Here is a 17655-nt window from a genome sequence, read left to right as displayed (position 1 = left end):
ATCCCTGGTGGGTGGCGGCGTGGAGGTCGCCGCGGCGGCCAGCGCTAGGAAAAAGACGGGGATTCATGGTTTCGAGCATATTGCGAGATGCGCGCCGCATCGTGATCAAGGTGGGCTCCAGCCTGGTGACGAACGAGGGCCGGGGGCTGGACGAGACGGCCATCACCGAATGGAGCCGGCAGATGGCCGCGCTGGTGAACGGATCCGGCGGCCCGCGGCGCGAGGTCATCATGGTGTCCAGCGGCGCGATCGCCGAGGGCATGAAGCGCCTGGGCTGGTCCACGCGCCCGAGCGAGATCCATGAGCTCCAGGCGGCCGCCGCCGTGGGCCAGATGGGGCTCGCGCAGATGTACGAGACCAAGCTGCGCGAACAGGGCCTGGGCAGCGCCCAGGTGCTGCTGACCCATGCGGACCTCGCGGACCGCGAGCGCTACCTGAACGCGCGCTCCACGCTCCTCACGCTGCTGCGGCTCGGCGTGGTGCCCGTCATCAACGAGAACGACACGGTGGTCACCGACGAGATCAAGTTCGGCGACAACGACACCCTGGGCGCGCTGGTCGCGAACCTCGTGGAGGCCGACGCGCTGGTGATCCTGACGGACCAGAAGGGCCTCTACACGGCGGACCCGCGGCGCGACCCGCATGCGCAGTTCGTGCACGAGGCGGCGGCCGGCGATCCTTCCCTGGAGGCGATGGCGGGCGGCGTGGGCACCAGCATCGGCCGCGGGGGCATGATCACCAAGATCATCGCGGCCAAGCGCGCGGCCGGCTCGGGGGCTTCCACGGTGATCGCCTGGGGGCGCGAGCCGGACGTGCTGCTGCGGCTCACGCAGGGCGAGGCCATCGGCACCCTGCTGGTGGCGCAGACCGCCAAGAAGCAGGCCCGCAAGCAGTGGATGGCGGACCACCTCCAGCTGCGCGGTGCCGTGACAGTGGACGTGGGCGCGGCGGCCAAGCTGCGGCAGGAGGGAAAGAGCCTGCTGCCGATCGGCATGGTTGCGGTGGAGGGCGAGTTCTCCCGGGGCGACGTGATCGCCGTACGCGACGCGGCGGGAGCGGAAATCGCCCGCGGGCTCGCGAACTACGCCAGCGCCGAGGCGCGGCTGCTGTGCCGCCGGCCGTCTTCGGAGTTCGAGCGGCTGCTGGGCTACAGCGCCGAGCCGGAAATGGTGCACCGGGACAACCTCGTGCTGTCCGGCGGCTGAACCGGCTCCATCGCAAAAACAAAAAGGGCGCTCCATGGAGCGCCCTTTTTTTGCGTGCGGCCGTGTCAGCCGGCCGGCTTGTGGATGCCGGGCATGCCCGGATCGCCGTCCCCCGTCCGGGGATCGGGGTCGAAGCTGGCGCCTGGCGGCAGCTCCATGCCCGGGTGGACCAGCAGGGAACTGGTCCGCAGCTGCGTCGTGGTGCCGAGCGAGACCTCCGGAGCGCCTTCGCGCTGGCGCATGCCGCTGCGCAGGTACCGGTTGCGCTGGTCGTTGCGGGGCAGGAAGCGCGCCAGTTCGGTCAGGGCCATTTCATAGACGCCGCGCTTGAACTCCACGACGACATCCAGTGGAACCCAGTAGTCGTTCCAGCGCCAGGCATCGAACTCGGGGTGGTTGGTTGCCCGGAGGTTCAGATCCCAGTCGTGGCCGACCAGCTGGAGCAGGAACCAGATCTGCTTCTGGCCCTTGTAGTGGCCGCGTGCGTCACGGCGGATGTACCGGTCTGGCACCTCGTAGCGCAACCAGTCCCTTGTGCGGGCCACCACGCGGACGTGGCACGGCTGCAGCCCCACCTCCTCGTGCAGTTCGCGGAACATGGCCTGCTCGGGAGTTTCCCCCCGATCGATGCCGCCCTGCGGGAACTGCCAGCTGTGGGTGCGAATCCGCTTGCCCCAGAACACCTGGTTCCTCTGGTTGAGCAGGATGATGCCGACGTTGGGCCGAAAACCGTCCCGGTCGAGCATAATCTAACCCCAATTTTTAAAACTGTATCCATTATGCACGGGCATTGGTGCGCGGCAAGCGTACCGGCCCGGATGGTGAATTCCCTCGTGCAATGAAAGCTTCCCAATTTTTCGTTTCCACCCTCAAGGAAGCCCCGGCGGACGCCGAGGTGGTGAGCCACAAGCTCATGACGCGCGCCGGGCTCATCAAGAAGCTGGGCGCCGGCATCTACAACTACATGCCCATGGGCCTGCGCGTGATCCGGAAAGTGGAAGCCATCGTGCGCGAGGAGATGAACCGCGCCGGAGCCGTCGAGGTCACGATGCCGGTGGTGCAGCCGGCGGAGTTCTGGCAGGAGACGGGCCGCTTCGACAAGATGGGGCCCGAACTGCTGCGCATCCGGGACCGCCACGGCCGCGACTTCGTCGTGCAGCCGACCAGCGAGGAAGTGGTCACTGACATCGCGCGCCAGGAGCTGCGCAGCTACAAGCAGCTGCCCAAGAACCTCTACCAGATCCAGACCAAGTTCCGCGACGAGCGCCGCCCGCGCTTCGGACTGATGCGCGGCCGCGAGTTCATCATGAAGGACGCCTATTCCTTCGACCGCGACCAGGCCGCCGCCAAGGCCAGCTACCAGGTGATGGCGCAGGCCTACCGCCGCATCTTCGACCGCTTCGGCCTGACCTACCGCGCGGTGGCCGCCGACAGCGGAGCGATCGGCGGCGACCTGAGCGAGGAGTTCCAGGTGATCGCCGCCACGGGCGAGGACGCGATCGTCTATTGCCCGCAGAGCGACTACGCGGCCAACATGGAAAAGGCCGAGGCGCTGCCGCCGCAGGGCGCGCGCCCCGCGGCGTCGCAGGCGCTCGCCAGGACCGCCACGCCCGGCAAGAGCACCTGCGCGGATGTCGCGCAACTGCTCGGCGTGCCGCTGCAGGCGACCGTGAAATCGCTGGTGCTGGCGACCGATGCAACGAACGAATCCGGCGAGATCGTCCGCAGCCAGGTCTGGCTGCTGCTGCTGCGCGGCGACCACGACATGAACGAGATCAAGGTGGGCAAGGTGCCCGGCCTGGACGCCGGCTTCCGCTTCGCCACCGTGGGCGAGATCGAGGACCACTTCGGCTGCAAGCCCGGCTACCTGGGCCCGCTGAACCTGCGCCAGCCCGTGAAGCTCGTGGTGGACCGCGAGGTGGCGGTCATGGCCGACTGGATCTGCGGCGCCAACGAGGTGGACTTCCACATGACCGGCGTGAACTGGGGCCGCGACCTGCCCGAGCCGGACGTGGTGGCCGACCTGCGCAACGTCGTGGCGGGCGATCCGTCCCCGGATGGCAAGGGCGCGCTGGCGATCGAGCGCGGCATCGAGGTGGGACACGTGTTCTACCTGGGCACCAAGTACAGCCGTGCCATGAACGCGACCTTCCTCGGCGAGGACGGCAAGCCGGCCTTCTTCGAGATGGGCTGCTACGGCATCGGCATTACCCGCCTGCCCGCGGCGGCCATCGAGCAGAACCACGACGAGCGTGGCATCATCTGGCCGGACGCGATCGCGCCGTTCACGGTGGTGGTGTGCCCGATCGGCATGGACCGCAGCGACGAGGTGCGCGCGGCGGCCGAGAAGCTGCATGCCGATCTGCTCGGGGCCGGCGTGGACGTGATCCTGGACGACCGCGGCGAGCGCCCGGGCGCGATGTTCGCCGACTGGGAGCTCATCGGCGTGCCGCACCGCGTGGTGCTGTCCGACCGGGGCCTCAAGGAAGGCCAGGTCGAGTACCAGCACCGCCGGGACGCGGCGGCGACCAAGGTGGCATCGGCCGATATCTTTGCCTTCATCAAGGATCGAATCAAGGTATGAACTGGGGTGGTGGGGTGAGGGGCGGGACGCCCGGCAGGGGCCTGTCCCGGCGGGCGTGCGTGCTGGCCGGTGCGTCTTCAGGACTGGCCGGGTGGCTCGGCGTGCCCGTGACCGCCCACGCGGGCGGGCAGCTGGAAGAGCCGCTCATGGATTCGGTGCGCACCGCGCTCACGTCCGCGATCGCCAACCAGGCGCCGCCTGAGCCGAACTTTTCGACCACGGAAGCCCGGCTGCACTACCTGCGCTGGCTCGGCACCATGAGCGACCGCCTGCGGCGCCGCAAGCCGGACTGGGAAGTGCGCCGCGACTTCCTGCAGACCGTGTGGTACGAATCCAAGCGCGCGGGCCTCGACGTTTCGCTCGTGCTCGGTCTCGTGCAGGTGGAGAGTGCGTTCCGCAAGTACGCCGTCTCCAGCGTGGGCGCGCGCGGCTACATGCAGGTGATGCCGTTCTGGACGCGCGTCATCGGCGACGGCGATGCGAGCAAGCTGTTCCACATGCAGACCAACCTGCGCTTCGGCTGCGTGATCCTGCGCCATTACCTGGACCGCGAGCGCGGCGACCTGTTCATGACGCTCGGGCGCTACAACGGCAGCCGCGGGCGTTCGCCGTACCCGGATGCGGTGTTCGCGGCGCAGCGCAACTGGCTGTTCGAGGACCGCGTCCGGTCGGCCTGAGCGGGCTGCGCGCCGCGTTCAGCCGCCCGGCGCCGGTGCCGGTCCGGGCCCCGCGGGATGGGCGCCGCCTTCCTGCAGGCGCGAGACCATGATCTGGTCGATGCGGTAGCTGTCCACGTCGAGCACCTCGAACTTGTAGCCGCCCCAGTTCACGCTGTCCGTGCGGCGGGGCACGCGGCGCAGCATGACCATGAGGAAGCCCGCCAGGGTCTCGTATTCGCCCGCATGGGGCAGTTCGTCGAGGTGCAGGGCCCGCAGCACGTCGCCCACGGGCGTGACGCCGTCGATCAGCCAGGAGTTCTCGTCGCGCCGGACGATCTGCTCCTCGTCGTCCGGTCCGATCAGGTCGCCCATCACGGTGCTCATCACGTCGTTCAGGGTGACGACGCCCACGACGAGGCTGTACTCGTTGACGATCACGGCGAAGTCTTCGTGCACCTGGCGGAACTGGTCCAGCACCTCCGCCAGCGAAAGGCGGTCGGGCACGATGAGCACCTTGTGCACGAGGCCTTCGTCCTTCAGGGAGATGGGCTGGTTGTTCAGCACGCGCTGGAAAAGGTCCTTGGCATCGACGTAGCCGACGACGTGGTCGATGTCTCCCTCGCACACCGGGTAGGTGGAGAAGGGCTCCGCCGCGATGCGTGCGCGGATGAGCTGGTCCGGATCGTCGCGCAGGAAGAAGGCGATCCGGTCGCGCGGCGACATGGCGCTGCTCACCGGGCGGGAGTCGAGTTCGAACACGTTCTCGATCACCTGCTGCTCGCGGGCCGCCAGCACGCCGGCCCGGGTACCGGCCTCCATCATGGCCAGGATGTCGTCGGACGTGATGCGGTCGTCGCGCAGTGACGACAGGCCGAGCACGCGGAACAGCAGGTCGGCGGCGCGGCTGTAAAGCCATACGACGGGCCGCAGCACCGCCATGAGAATCGCCATGGGCCGCGCGACGACGACGGCGAGGCGCTCGGAGTTGACCATGCCCAGGCGCTTGGGGAACAGGTCGGCGAACAGGATGAAGAGCGAGGTGATGGTCAGGAACGATGCCAGGAAACCGAAGGTCTCGGCACGCGCGTCGCTGAGCCAGAGCTGGAGCAGGGCTGTGAAGTGGGGGCTGAGCGCGCCTTCGCCGACGATGCCGCCGAGGATGGCCACGGCGTTCTGGCCCACCTGCACCACGGTGAAATAGTCGCCTGGCTGCTCCTGCATGCGCATGACGCTCTCGGCGCGCGCCTCCCCCTCGTCGGCGAGCTGGCGCAGGCGCAGACGGCGCGAGGCGGCCAGGGAGATCTCGGCGACGGAGAAGAAGGCGCTGGCCACGATGAGGAGGCCGATGAGGAAGAAGCTTTGCGACAGGGTCATGGGACGGGCGGGCGCCGCCATGGAGTTGTCGTGTGAAGGGCCGTGCGCCAGCGTCCCGAGTGTACGCGGGCCGTGCAGGCGCGGCCGTGCGGAGCAATCCAGCCGGCTTGCGCGGCGGATCAGCGGGGCATGCGGCGTACGGCGGCCCCTCCGCCGCGTCCGCACGCCGCACGGGAACGGCCGCCGGCTACTGCACGAAACCCATGCGCGGCTTGCCGGACGCGCCGCGCGGCAGGTCGGCCACCTCGACGGTGGAGCGGTGCTGCAGCCGCGCGTTGCCGAAGCCCGTCATGAGCGCCCGGCGCATTTCGCGCGGCGGCATCTGCGCCAGGATGTCCAGCACGTCGGCCTGGGGCTCGGGGTCGATCAGCCGGCCCCAGTCATGGCCTTCGCGGATGCCCTGGTAGAGGTTGCGCGCGATGGTGCGGGCCTGCTCGGGCGAGGGCGCCTGGACCTCGAATACGTTCATGCGGTTGAGGATGGGGTCGGGGATGCCGCGCTCGTCGTTGGCGGTGGTGATCCAGATCACCTGGCTGGCGTCGATGGCGATTTCCGCGAACTCGTCGGTGAAGCTCTGGGCCGTGTCGTGTTCCAGCAGGCCGTAGAGGGCGCCCAGCGGGTCGTATTGCGCGTCGGGGGCGGCCTTGTCGATCTCGTCCACCACGATGACGGGGTTGGCGTACTCGCCGTCCACCAGGGCCTCGAAGACCTTGCCGGGGCGCGCGCCCTTCCATTGGGAGGACGAGCCCGAAAGCAGCCATCCGGCCGTCATGGAGCTCATGGGCACGAGGTTCATGCCCGTGCCCAGCAATTCGGCCAGCTGGCGCGCGAAGTGGGTCTTGCCGATGCCGGGCGGGCCCAGCAGCAGCATGGGCGTGACTTCCAGGCCGTCGCGGCTGTCCTGCGCGAGGGCGACGTGGCGCTTCACGTCGTCGAGCACATCGGTGAAATTGGGAAGCTGCCCGTAGAGCCCGGCCATGTCGGGCACGCCCGAGGGCTTGACCTGGAAGCGTTCGGGCCCGCGTTCGAGCATGCGCTCATATACGGCGCGCAGCGTTTCGTATTCACGCTGGCTGCCGGCGTCCTGGAGCCGGGCGAGCTTGCGCTCCACGTCGCCGGGCCGGAACACGTTGCGCAATTGGGCCACCGGCAGGCCCATCGAAGGCGATTGCGGGACAAGGCTGTGTGTCGTCGTCATGGCGCGCTCCTGGTTCGTTGGAGTGAAAGGGCACGCAATCATTCAAGCACACAGTGTGCCTGCTCTCAATGGCGGAAAAACCCCGTCAACCCGTAGGTGTTGCGGCTTTGCGCCATGCCGGGGCCATGCCTGGCGCCACGATGGCCTGCCGGTGGCCCGCTCACGATCTCCCGAGGCTCGCGCAGCGGTGCCACCGGCATGTGCCTCAGAAAACCTGCAGCAGCCGCACGTTGACGCGGGCGTTCTCCCGGAAGCCGTTGTCCACGTGCAGGTCCCGGCCGAAGGACACGAGCAGTTGCGTCGTCGGCCGGATGAACCAGCTGCCGCCGATGCTGGCCTTGCGCTGGCGTGGTGCGTCGCCGCTGTCCACGCCGCCGACCCGCGTTTCGCCGCCCCAGGTCTGCGACAGGCCGGCGAAGATGTTGGCGCCCGGCGTGAACTGGTAGCGCAGGTAAGCCTGGCCCTGGTAGAGCGGCTTCTGCCGGAGGGTGACGCCCGTGCCGCCGTAGTCGTCGTTCTTGCCGTGGAACATGACGTCCCCGGTCAAATCGACGTACCACCTGTCGGTCAGCCCCTTGACGAAGCCGGCCTGCAGGTCGAACTTCCAGCGGTTCTCGCCCAGGTTGAGCGCGCGGTTGCGGTCATGGCTGCCGGTGGGCAGGTACAGGTAGGGTGCGATCCCCAGGTAGGTGCGGGACGCGGCGTCGTTGACCGGCCAGAACGGCGCGGCCAGGATGATGTCACCTACGCCGCTGGTCCGGCCCAGCGCGGCCGTGTCGCGTCCGGCATCGAGCCGGCCGAACGGCAGCAGGATCTGGGGTGCGAATGCGAATCCGCCGATCTTCGTGTAATGCACCAGCCTGGCGATGCCCACGTCCGAGACGAGCCGCGGGTCGGCCGCGGCCTGCCGGCCCTGCGCGTAGAGGCGGTCGCGTTCGGCGTGCTGGTAGTAGAGCAGCCCGGCGGTCGTGCCTTCGGGCGCCGGGACGAAGTCGCCGACGTCCACGTCGATGGCGTGCACGGCCATCGGCGCCGTCGCAGCCAGCAGCAGGACCACCAGGGCCTGTGCATTGCGCCTGGAAGGTCCGGATCCCATGGAAACTGGTGTGGTCGTCATGGTGTTCCTCCCCGGGTGCCTCACCCGCGCGCCTCGGCGGGGGCCATCGCGTCGTAGTCCTTGGAGCGCAGCAGCGTGTGGAGCTGCCGCCGGCGCACACCCATGTTGCCGCCGTCATAGAGGGGGAAGCACAGGGCGTCCTGCATGAGGCCGGCCAGCGGATAGAGGTCGGTGTAGGCATCCACCCCGACGACGCGCATCGCGTCGTACACCACCTGCACGCACAACTCGGAGCAATACGTCTTGGTGATGATCGCCAGCTCGCGGCTGCGGCCTTCGGTCAGGTCCAGCTGGTGGCAGGACTTCCAGGTCAGGTAGCGCGCTGCCTCGATGCGCATCTTGATGTCGGCCAGCATGAAGCCGACGTTCTGGTGCTCGATCACGGGGACCGTGCCGGAGCGCCTGTCGCTGTGCGCGAACTTCAGCGCGATGTCGAAGGCCGCGCGCATCACGCCCACGCAGGCCGCGCCGATCAGGGCCGCCGTCCAGGAGAAGGCGCCTTCCAGCATGGAAATGCCGTCGCCGGGTTGGCCCACGATGCTCGTAGCGGGAACGCGCACGTTGTTGAAGTGGATGCGTGGCGAGATCGTCGCGCGGTGCCCCATGGTGTCGAGGAGGCTGACGATCTCGATGCCCGGCGCGTCGCCCGGCACCATGATCACCGCCAGCGACTGCTGGGGCGGCAGCGCGGGATCGGTGCGGCAGATGACGCTGTAGAGGTGCGCGCCCTTGCCGTCCCAGCCCGTGCCGTTGGTGGTGTAGTGCTTGGCGCCGTTGATGACCCATTCGTCGCCTTCGAGGCGGGCGAAGGTCTGCACGCCCACGGCGGGATCGGTGCTGTCGTAGTTGGCACCTCCGGTCACCTCGGTGAAGGCCAGCGCCGCCAGGCGCGAGCCATCCTCGGTGAAGTCCGGCAGGAAGCGCTGTTTCTGCTCCTGCGTTCCATGGTGCACGACCGCATGCAGGCCCAGCCCGGTGCCCAGCAGGGCCGACGGCACGTTGACGTCCACGGCGGTGAGCTCCTCCGCGGCCAGGGCGAAGTCCAATGTGCTCAGCGCGGTGCCGCCGAACGACTCCGGCAGCAGCGCCTTGATGAAGCCGGCATCGGCCATGGCCTGGTAGAACGGCCGTGTGGCGTAGAAGCGTTCGTCCGGTTTCACGAGCGGCGCGATGGTGGGCGCGACCTGGCGCAGCACGTCGGCAGCGAACGCGCGCGCGCCCGCCTGCAGGGCTTTCTGGGATTCGGAGGGTTGAAAGTCGATGGACATGGGGCAACAACCTTTCTTGCACGGTGGATGAAAACGAGCGAATTCATCGTAGGCAGCGTGCGCCGGCTGGTCTCGCCGGACCGTGCAGGGCCGTTTGTCCAATTGCGCAGGCATTGCGATCCCGTGGCTGGCGCAGACTTTGCATGGCCCGCGGCGTGGGCCTGCGGAGCCGTCGGGGTGGCCGCGTTTGAACGGATTGCGGTGCGGCGCCTGCACTGGCACATTGCATCGTTCGCCGCACAGTCCCCAGATTGGGGCCGGACCGGCATGCCAGGCGACGGCTTGCCCGGCCCTCGATGAGTTGTCTTTTCGTGCAATGCCCACTTGACGCTTTGTGCAGACAGGAGAGAACCCATGGCACGCTCCGGAAACCGCACGCGCGGCCCCGTGGATGGCATCCAGCGCGGGCACGCGGACCGCATGGACCACCCGGCCTTTCGCCCCGGTCCGGCCTGATGCGCGATGCAGGCCTGGACCACGCAATCCTGCGCGCAGGACGAGCGCTTCAGCTACTGGCGCGAGGTCCTGTGCGAGGCCTTCGTCTCGCTCAACCCGGTGCTCGCGGACCGGCAGGCGGTCCATGATTTCGTGGGGGAAGTGGGCTCCCGCCCGCTGTCCCTGAGCGCGCAGACGCAGGTGTTCTCGCGCGCGCAGTGCGTCGAGCGCCGCAGCGAGGAGATCCGCCGCAATCCGGTCGAGTTCTGTTTCGCCAACTTCCAGCTCGAGGGCTCGTGCGTGGTGCGCCAGGACGGCCAGGAAACGCTGGTGTCGCCCGGCGACTTCTCCATCGTGGACAGCACGCGGCCCTATTTCCTGGATTTCCGGGACGACTGGCGCGTGCTGTCGTTCCGCATTCCCAGGGAGCAGGTGGTGTCGCGGCTGGCGGCTCCCTACAAGGCCACGGCACGCTGCGTGGATGGCCACACGGGCATGGGCCTGGTGGCATCCCGCTTCGCCCGCTCGCTCGAACAGGTGGATCCCGGCGTGGGCGATGCCATGCAGGATGGACTCAGCGCCGCCCTCAACAGCATCATCGCCATGGCGCTCGGGGCGACGCTGGACGCGCAGGAGCGGGACCGGCTGCCGGTGCGGGACGCCTTCCGGCTGGCCGTGGAGACCTACATCCGCGACCACCTGGAAGAGCCCAGCCTCGGGCCGGATATGCTGGCTGCGCGGTTCAAGGTCTCGCGCCGCACGCTCTACGGCCTGTTCGAGGAGGCGCCGCTGTCCGTCAGCGGCCTGATCCGGGAACTGCGCCTGCAGCGCAGCGCACGCGATCTGCGCTGCGCCAACCATCCCGGCGTGCTGGCCGTGGCCCTGCGCTGGGGCTTCAGCGACGCGTCCCATTTCTCGCGGCTGTTCAAGCGGCGCTTCGGCGCCTGCCCGCGCGAATTCGCGGCCGGTGAGCACGGCGGCTTCGACCCGGCGGCGTAGGCGCGCGCCACCGGCGCCCCTGCAGGAAAAAGGCCGCCCTGCGGCGGCCTCTTTTCAGCACGGGCGTGCGGGAAGGATCACTGGGGCGTGCCCAGCACCTGCTTGAGTTCGCCCGACTCGTACATCTCCATCATGATGTCCGAGCCGCCGATGAATTCGCCCTTCACGTACAGCTGCGGGATGGTCGGCCAGTTGCTGTATTCCTTGATGCCCTGGCGGATTTCCGGGTCTTCCAGCACGTTCACGGTGGCGACGGCCTTGGGATCCACGCCGCAGGCCTTGAGGATCTGGATGGCGCGGCCGGAAAAACCGCACATCGGGAAGCTGGCGCTACCCTTCATGAACAGCAGGATGTCGTTGGTCTTGACCAGTTGGTCGATGCGTTGCTGAACGTCGCTCATGGGTTTTCTCCTGGTGGGTCCACCCGCAGCGGGCGGCAAGAAATCAAATGGGGATGGACGGGATTATTTCACCGCAGAGGTGTCCCGGGCTGCGGCAAGGCCGTTACCCCGGACGATACAGGCAGGCGGGCGCCGCTGCAGCGGGCGTGGCCGGCCAGATCGGTGCGGCTCTGCACGTCCGAGAGGCCGGCGTTGCGCAGCAGCGCCTGCACCGCCTCGGCCTGGTCCCAGCCATGCTCCAGCAGCAGCCAGCCGCCGGGCACGAGGTGGGCGGGCGCCTGCGCCACGATGGTGCGCAGGTCATCCAGCCCGTCCGGGCCGCTGGCCAGGGCCTGTAGCGGTTCGTGGGTGAGGGCGGCCAGGTGGGCATCGCCGCTGGCGATGTAAGGAGGGTTGCTGACGATGGCATCGAACCGTTCGTCCACGCCCTCCAGCCAGTGGCCGAGACGCCAGCGTACCGGCAGGCCGAGGCGTGCGCCATTGGCCCGCGCCACCTGCAGCGCATCGGCGCTGGCGTCCACGGCGGTGACCTCGGCGGTGGGGCGCCGGTGCTGCACGGCCAGGGCGATGGCGCCGCTGCCGGTGCCCAGGTCCAGCACGCGCGGGGCGGGCAGGGGCGCCAGGACTTCCAGGGCCCAGTCCACCAGCGTCTCGGTGTCGGGGCGCGGGTCCAGCACGCGGGCGTCCACCGCCAGGGGCAGGCCGTAGAACTCCCGGGTGCCGGTGAGGTAGGCCACGGGCTCGCCCGCCGCGCGGCGCCGGCACATGTCGGCGAAGCGGGCCTGCGCCCCGGGCGGCAGCGCGTCCGTGTCGTGCGCGAGCAGCCAGGCCCGGTCGCCGGTGGGGCGGCCCAGCACGTGCAGCAGCAGCATCTGCGCGTCGATGCGGGGCAGGCCCTGCCCGATGGCGCCGGCAAGCGCCTGGGCGAGGGTGGCGGGTGCGGGGGGCGGTGTCACGCGTCCGCTTCCAGTTCGGCCAGCAGTTCGGCCTCCCGCGCGTGGCGCAGGGCCTCCAGCACTTCGCCCAGGTCGCCTTCCATGATGGCGAGCAGCTTGTAGAGCGTGAGGTTGATGCGGTGGTCGGTGAGCCGGCCCTGCGGGAAGTTGTAAGTGCGGATGCGGTCCGAGCGGTCGCCCGAGCCCACGAGGCCCTTGCGCAGCGCGGCCTCCCTGGCGGCGCGCTCGCTGCGTTCCTTTTCCTGGATGCGCGCCTGCAGCACCTGCAGCGCCTTGGCCTTGTTGCTGTGCTGGCTGCGGCCGTCCTGGCACTCGGCCACGATGCCGGTGGGCAGGTGGACCACGCGCACGGCGGAATCGGTCTTGTTGATGTGCTGGCCGCCCGCGCCGCTGGCGCGGAAGGTGTCGATGCGCAGGTCGGCCGGGTTCAGCGTGATCGCCTGCTGCTCGTCGGGCTCGGGCATCACGGCCACGGTGCAGGCGCTGGTGTGGATGCGGCCCTGGGTCTCGGTGGCGGGCACGCGCTGCACGCGATGGCCGCCGGATTCGAAGCGCAGCGCACCATAGACGCCATCGCCTTCCACGCGCAGCACCACTTCCTTGTAGCCGCCGATCTCGTTGTCGCTGGCGCTCAGGATCTCCACCTTCCAGCCGGCCGTGGCCGCGTAGCGCGTGTACATGCGGGCCAGGTCGCCCGCGAACAGCGCGGATTCGTCGCCACCCGTGCCGGCGCGGATTTCCAGGAAGGCGTTGCGGGCCTCGTCGGGGTCGCGGGGCAGCAGCAGGCGCTGCAGTTCATCCTCCAACTGCACCAGTTCGGCCTCGGCGGCGGCAATCTCTTCCCGGGCCATGTCGGCCATGTCCGGGTCGTCCAGCATCTCGCGCGCGCCGGCCAGGTCGTCCTCGCGCTGGCGGTAGCGCGCATAGCGGCCCGCGACCTGCGTCACCTCGGCATGCTCGCGCGAGATGGTGCGGTACTGGGCCATGTCGGACATGATGTCCTCGCGCGAGAGCAGGAAGTCGAGCTCTTCGAGGCGCTGGGCGTAGCGCTCCAGCTGGCTTCTGAGGAAGGGTTTCATTCTGGGAAGGGGGAGAAGGGCGGCTGCGGCGGTGGTTCGCAGCCTGGGCATCCGGGGCGTGGATGCGGGGGGCCAGAGACGGTAGTGGGCCTGGCGGCAGGGCGGCGGGCGCCGCTACAGGCCGCTCTTGGACTGCGAGCGCAGGAACAGGCGGGAGACGGTCTGGGCCGTCTGGGCGCGCGTGTCGGCATCGCCCGCGCGCAGTTCGGCCAGGGTGCCGTGCAGCATCTTCTGCGTGAGGCCGCGCGAGAGCGCTTCCAGCACGGCGTCCATGCCCTCGCCCTTGGCGATGAGCTTCTTGGCGCGAGCGATCTCCAGCGCGCGCCATTCGTCGGCCTGGGCGTGGATCTGCTGGATGAGCGGCACCACGCCGCCCACGGGGCTGCGCTGGTCCATCCAGTGCATGAAGCTCTGCACGCCCGCATCGATGATGGCCTCTGCCTGCGCGACAGCCGCCTGCCGGCTGGCCTGCGCGGTCTGCACGACGCTGGCGAGGTCGTCCACGGTGTAGAGGTAGATGTCTTCCAGCGCCTTCACCTCGGGCTCGATATCGCGCGGCACGGCCAGATCGACCATGAACATGGGGCGGTGGCGGCGCTTCTTCAGCGCGCGCTCGACGGCGCCCAGGCCGATGATGGGCAGGCTGCTGGCCGTGCAGCTGACCACGGCGTCGAACTCGTGCAGGCGGTCGGGCAGGTCGGCCAGGCGCATGACCTCGCCGCCGAAGCGGGAGGCGAGCTTCTCGCCGCGCTCCAGCGTGCGGTTGGCGATGGCGAGGCTCTTGGGGTTCTTCGCCGCGAAGTGGGTGGCGGCGAGTTCGATCATCTCGCCCGCGCCCACGAAGAGGATGCGGATCTCCGTCAGGTCTTCGAACAGCTGCCCGGCCAGGCGCACGGCGGCGGCGGCCATGCTGATGCTGTGGGCGCCGATCTCGGTGCTGGTGCGCACTTCCTTGGCGACGGCGAAGCTGCGCTGGAAGAGCTGGTTGAGCGTGGTGCCCAGCGCGCCGGCCGTCTCTGCCGCGCGCACGGCATCCTTCATCTGGCCCAGGATCTGGGCCTCGCCCAGCACCATGGAATCGAGCCCGCTGGCCACGCGGAACGCATGGCGCGCGACGAGGCTTTCTTCGAGCGTGTAGGAGTGCGAGCGCAGCAGCGAGGGGCTCACGCCGCCGCTGTGGGCGAGCCAGTCGAGCGTGTGGTCCAGTGCAGGCTGCTGGCCGGCGCAGTAGATCTCGGTGCGGTTGCAGGTGGAGAGGATGGCGGTTTCCACCTGCGGATGGCGCGTGGCGCCGCCCAGCGACTGGCGCAGGCCCTGCAGCGTGGGCGCGATCTGGTCGATGGCGAACGCAAAACGGCCGCGCAGATCGAGCGGCGCGGTCGTGTGGTTGATGCCGAGGGCCCAGACTGCCATGCCCCGGATTATAAAATTTCCATCCCGCCCGTGTGCTTCCCGCAGTACAAGGGTCTTGATCTGCGTCATGCCTTTGCGCTATGGACCCGACTGCCGCCGCACTCCACCTGCTGAATTTCATGGCGCCCGCCTTCGGCGTGGCGCTGTTGCTGGCCTGCATGGCCGCGCTCTTCTTTCGGGGGGCGCCCCGCAGCGTCGGGTTCCTGGGGCAGGTGGGCGTGGGCTTTGCCGTAGGGCTCGGGGTGTGCGTGGCCGGGCTGGTGCTGACCGGGCGGGACGGGAAGATGCTGACCTACGCAGCCCTGGTGGCGGCCTGCGGCACGGTGCAGTGGGTGCTGGTGCGCGGCTGGCGCTGAGAGACCCTCAATGCATGCCGCTACCGCAGGGCTGAAGACCTCCCTGCACCGGGCGGCTCCTCAGCACCGCGAGGCTGAGCCCTGCCGTGATCCAGGCGGCGAGCCCGCCATACAGCATCACCCAGCCGAAGCCCTGAACCACCACCTCCTGCAACGGCACCATGCTCGCGCCCGGCAGGGAGTGGGCGGCCAGGAGGTGCTGAGCGCCAGGCAGGTCGCCACCCGCAAGCCGCCGGGCCAGCGTCTGCAGCAGGCCCGGTTCCACCGCCGGCCCCCATCGCCCGCGCAATGCGGCCTGGATGCCCGCCACCAGCACCAGGCCCATCACGGCAATGTGGATGACCAGCGTGATGAGGCGTGCGCTCACGTCCATGCCTGACGCCATTCCGGCGCGATGTGGTGGCACCGAGGCCGTGGTCATGTTGGTGGCCGGCGTCGTGGTCAGGCCCAGCCCGATGCCTGCGACGAGCGCGCCGGGCAGCACGGTCCAACTGCCGAGGTGCGCCAGCAGGCTGCCTCCCCACATCAGCATGAAGCCCAGCCCGATGATGAAGAGCCCGGAGGGGATCACCCAGGCCGCCTGGTAGCGCAGCAGCAGCCACTGTGCGACGGGGGGCATGACCAGGAACGGCACCGTATAGACCAGCAGCATCAGGCCGGTGGTGGTGGTGTCCAGGCCCACGCCGGCGCCGAAGTAGAAGGGCAGATAGATCATGAAGGGCCAGTAGCTGCAGTTCATGCCGACGCAGGCCAGGATGCCGCCCGAGAAGTCGCGGATCGTGAACACGGAGAAGTCGAACATCGGGCGGGGCTGGCTTCGCTCCACCGCGATGAATGCCGCGAGGCTGACGGTGGCCAGGGCAGCCAGGCCGAGGGTGGCAGGGCTCTTCCAGCCGAGGCTTTCCCCCTGCATGAGGAAGCCGGTGAAACCGAGCACCGCCAGGGTCAGAGTGCAGAGGCCGGCCCAGTCCAGCCGGTGCTCCCGTGCCTGGGGATCGCGGGACTCCGCCACGCCTGCACGGATCAGCGCCAGCGTGAGCGCGGACAGCGGCACGTGCACGAGGAACACCCAGTGCCAACTGGAAGCCCAGACGATGGCGCTGCCGGCCATGGGGCCGAAACCCAGCCCGATGCCGGCCACCACGCCCCAGACCGCGAAGGCGCGGCCCCGCTCCCGGCCGTCGGGAAACTGGTGCGAGAGGAGGGCGATGGAGCAGATGAACATGGCGCCGCCTGCGATGCCCTGCACGAGCCGGCCCAGGACGAGCACGGGCGTGGAACCGGCCCATCCGCACCAGAGCGAAGCCAGGCCGAAAGCCAGCACGCTGAGCATGAAGACGCGGCGGCGTCCGTACCGGTCCGCCAGGGTGCCGGTAGCCATCAGCACCGTGGTGCAGCCGATGGTGTAGGCGTTCATGATCCATTGCAGGCCCTGGAAGTCGGCGTGCAGTTCCTTGTCCAGCACGGACAGGATCACGGGCACGCTCGAAATCTCCAGGCCGAACATCAGTGCGGAAAGGCAGATGGCGGTCAGCGCCAGGGGCCGGGATGGAGTGCGGTAGTCAGGCATGGGAAGAGGTGTGCAGAAAGAAGGCCGGAAAGGCTGGCGTCATTCTGGAAAGCCTGGCTTCATGATGCAAATGATTAAATAATTTGGGATTCAGTGAATTTCTTAATTTATAGGGCGCGATGACCATCGACACCGGATTGCTGCACACCTTCGTCGCGGTGCATCGCAACCAGGGCTTCACCCGTGCGGCCGGGCAACTGCACCTGACGCAGTCCGCTGTCAGCCACCAGATCCGGCGGCTGGAGGCGCTGGTGGGACGGCCGCTGTTCCGCCGCACGACCCGGCGCCTGGACCTGACGGCCGACGGCGAGGATCTGCTCCACCACGCGCAGCGCGTGCTGCAGGCTCAGGAAGCGCTGGAGCGCCATTTCCGCTGCTCGCCCATCGAGGGCACCGTGCGCCTGGGGGTGCAGGAGCACTTCATGAGCGATGGCCTGCCGCAACTGCTGCACCAGTTCGCGCGCAGTTGTCCCCATGTCCGCCTGGAGGTGAGCGTGGGCCTCACGCTCGACCTGTCGGCCATGGTGCGCGAAGGGGATGTGGACCTCGCCGTGATCACCAGCACATCTGCAGTGAGCGGCGGCATCCTGCTGCAGCGCCTGCCGATGGTCTGGGCCGCCGCCGATTGCTGGCAGTGGAGGGCCGGCGCCTCGCTGCCGCTGGCCTATTCGCCGCTGCCGTGCGTGTGCGGCCAGATCGGGATCGATGCGCTCGAGCGGGCGGGCATCGCCTGGCACAAGGCCTTCAGTTCGCACAGCCTGCACGACCTGCGCGCCGCCGTGCTGAGCGGTCTGGCCGTGGCCATGTTCACGAGCGACAACCTGCGTCCCGGCATGGTGCTGCTGGGCGAGCGCGATGGGTTGCCTCCGTTGCCCATGATGGATTACATGCTGGTTTACAGCGATGAGCCGGTGCAGGGCAGCCGTGCGGCAGTGCGGGAACTGGGGCGCCTCATCGAACAGGCCGAATGGGCCTCGCAGGAGGTGCCTGCCAAGGGGCTGCAGCGCGGGCGGATGGCGCGGTAGCGGCCACCCCACGGGT

Annotated in this window: 16 protein-coding genes; 6 read left to right on the top strand and 10 right to left on the bottom strand. The window is 69.0% G+C overall.

Annotation, left to right across the window (positions count from 1 at the left end; genetic code table 11):
- The first annotated feature begins 65 nt into the window (after window positions 1–65).
- A complete protein-coding gene (gene proB, locus ACGHC0_RS18860; protein ID WP_368352426.1) occupies window positions 66–1205 on the top strand; it encodes a glutamate 5-kinase in 1140 nt (379 codons plus the stop codon).
- A 65-nt stretch (window positions 1206–1270) separates the two neighbouring features.
- Here proB and ACGHC0_RS18855 read toward each other — a convergent pair whose 3' ends face one another.
- Window positions 1271–1951, bottom strand: a complete 681-nt coding sequence (locus tag ACGHC0_RS18855) for an RNA pyrophosphohydrolase (RefSeq protein ID WP_368352425.1) — start codon at window positions 1949–1951, stop codon at window positions 1271–1273.
- A gap of 92 nt (window positions 1952–2043) precedes the next feature.
- Here ACGHC0_RS18855 and ACGHC0_RS18850 point away from each other — a divergent pair, with 92 nt between their 5' ends.
- Together ACGHC0_RS18850 and ACGHC0_RS18845 are read left to right on the top strand one after the other, a co-directional pair.
- Window positions 2044–3789: a proline--tRNA ligase gene (locus ACGHC0_RS18850; protein ID WP_368352424.1), complete on the top strand. Its 1746-nt coding sequence runs from the start codon at window positions 2044–2046 to the stop codon at window positions 3787–3789.
- Window positions 3786–4466, top strand: a complete 681-nt coding sequence (locus ACGHC0_RS18845) for a lytic transglycosylase domain-containing protein (RefSeq protein ID WP_368352423.1) — start codon at window positions 3786–3788, stop codon at window positions 4464–4466. Before ACGHC0_RS18850 ends, ACGHC0_RS18845 begins: the two co-directional genes overlap by 4 nt.
- Before the next feature lie 18 nt (window positions 4467–4484).
- Here ACGHC0_RS18845 and ACGHC0_RS18840 read toward each other — a convergent pair whose 3' ends face one another.
- The 4 genes from ACGHC0_RS18840 to ACGHC0_RS18825 all read right to left on the bottom strand — a co-directional run bounded on the left by ACGHC0_RS18840 (window position 4485) and on the right by ACGHC0_RS18825 (window position 9405).
- Window positions 4485–5822, bottom strand: coding sequence for a hemolysin family protein (locus ACGHC0_RS18840; RefSeq protein WP_368352422.1), 1338 nt, complete (start codon window positions 5820–5822; stop codon window positions 4485–4487).
- 187 nt (window positions 5823–6009) lie between these two features.
- The gene (locus ACGHC0_RS18835; RefSeq protein WP_013595968.1) at window positions 6010–7020 is read right to left on the bottom strand and encodes an AAA family ATPase; all 1011 of its coding nucleotides are present in this window, start codon (window positions 7018–7020) and stop codon (window positions 6010–6012) included.
- A 205-nt stretch (window positions 7021–7225) separates the two neighbouring features.
- Entirely contained in the window at window positions 7226–8137 is a 912-nt protein-coding gene (locus ACGHC0_RS18830; RefSeq protein WP_415266441.1) for a transporter, read from the bottom strand.
- Window positions 8138–8157: 20 nt separating this feature from the next.
- Window positions 8158–9405: an acyl-CoA dehydrogenase family protein gene (locus ACGHC0_RS18825; RefSeq protein ID WP_415266440.1), complete on the bottom strand. Its 1248-nt coding sequence runs from the start codon at window positions 9403–9405 to the stop codon at window positions 8158–8160.
- Between the two features lie 462 nt (window positions 9406–9867).
- On the opposite strand from ACGHC0_RS18825, the gene ACGHC0_RS18820 reads away from it, so the two are divergent.
- Complete coding sequence (locus ACGHC0_RS18820; RefSeq protein ID WP_368352419.1) at window positions 9868–10839, top strand: helix-turn-helix domain-containing protein; 972 nt, start codon at window positions 9868–9870, stop codon at window positions 10837–10839.
- A gap of 77 nt (window positions 10840–10916) precedes the next feature.
- On the opposite strand, the gene grxD is transcribed toward ACGHC0_RS18820, so the two are convergent.
- The 4 genes from grxD to hemA all read right to left on the bottom strand — a co-directional run bounded on the left by grxD (window position 10917) and on the right by hemA (window position 14688).
- Entirely contained in the window at window positions 10917–11240 is a 324-nt protein-coding gene (gene grxD, locus ACGHC0_RS18815; protein ID WP_107178506.1) for a Grx4 family monothiol glutaredoxin, read from the bottom strand.
- Window positions 11241–11308: 68 nt separating this feature from the next.
- Window positions 11309–12196, bottom strand: coding sequence for a peptide chain release factor N(5)-glutamine methyltransferase (gene prmC / locus ACGHC0_RS18810; protein WP_368352418.1), 888 nt, complete (start codon window positions 12194–12196; stop codon window positions 11309–11311).
- Window positions 12193–13275 (bottom strand): peptide chain release factor 1, encoded by a 1083-nt coding sequence (gene prfA / locus ACGHC0_RS18805; RefSeq protein WP_368352417.1) that lies wholly within the window; start codon window positions 13273–13275, stop codon window positions 12193–12195. Before prfA ends, prmC begins: the two co-directional genes overlap by 4 nt.
- A gap of 114 nt (window positions 13276–13389) precedes the next feature.
- Window positions 13390–14688 carry a glutamyl-tRNA reductase gene (gene hemA / locus ACGHC0_RS18800; RefSeq protein WP_415266439.1) on the bottom strand — a complete coding sequence of 433 codons (1299 nt, stop codon included), beginning with the start codon at window positions 14686–14688 and terminating at the stop codon, window positions 13390–13392.
- Window positions 14689–14768: 80 nt separating this feature from the next.
- Here hemA and ACGHC0_RS18795 point away from each other — a divergent pair, with 80 nt between their 5' ends.
- A complete protein-coding gene (locus tag ACGHC0_RS18795) occupies window positions 14769–15044 on the top strand; it encodes a hypothetical protein (RefSeq protein ID WP_368352415.1) in 276 nt (91 codons plus the stop codon).
- A 7-nt stretch (window positions 15045–15051) separates the two neighbouring features.
- On the opposite strand, the gene ACGHC0_RS18790 is transcribed toward ACGHC0_RS18795, so the two are convergent.
- The gene (locus ACGHC0_RS18790) at window positions 15052–16614 is read right to left on the bottom strand and encodes an MFS transporter (RefSeq protein WP_415266438.1); all 1563 of its coding nucleotides are present in this window, start codon (window positions 16612–16614) and stop codon (window positions 15052–15054) included.
- A gap of 119 nt (window positions 16615–16733) precedes the next feature.
- On the opposite strand from ACGHC0_RS18790, the gene ACGHC0_RS18785 reads away from it, so the two are divergent.
- Window positions 16734–17639, top strand: coding sequence for a LysR family transcriptional regulator (locus tag ACGHC0_RS18785; RefSeq protein ID WP_415266437.1), 906 nt, complete (start codon window positions 16734–16736; stop codon window positions 17637–17639).
- Window positions 17640–17655 lie beyond the last annotated feature (16 nt).

The sequence above is a fragment of the Acidovorax sacchari genome (genome assembly GCF_042847045.1).
Lineage (GTDB): Bacteria > Pseudomonadota > Gammaproteobacteria > Burkholderiales > Burkholderiaceae_C > Paracidovorax > Paracidovorax sacchari.
The sequence above is the reverse complement of the archived record's forward strand: the minus strand, read 5'-3'. Positions and strand labels throughout refer to the sequence as shown.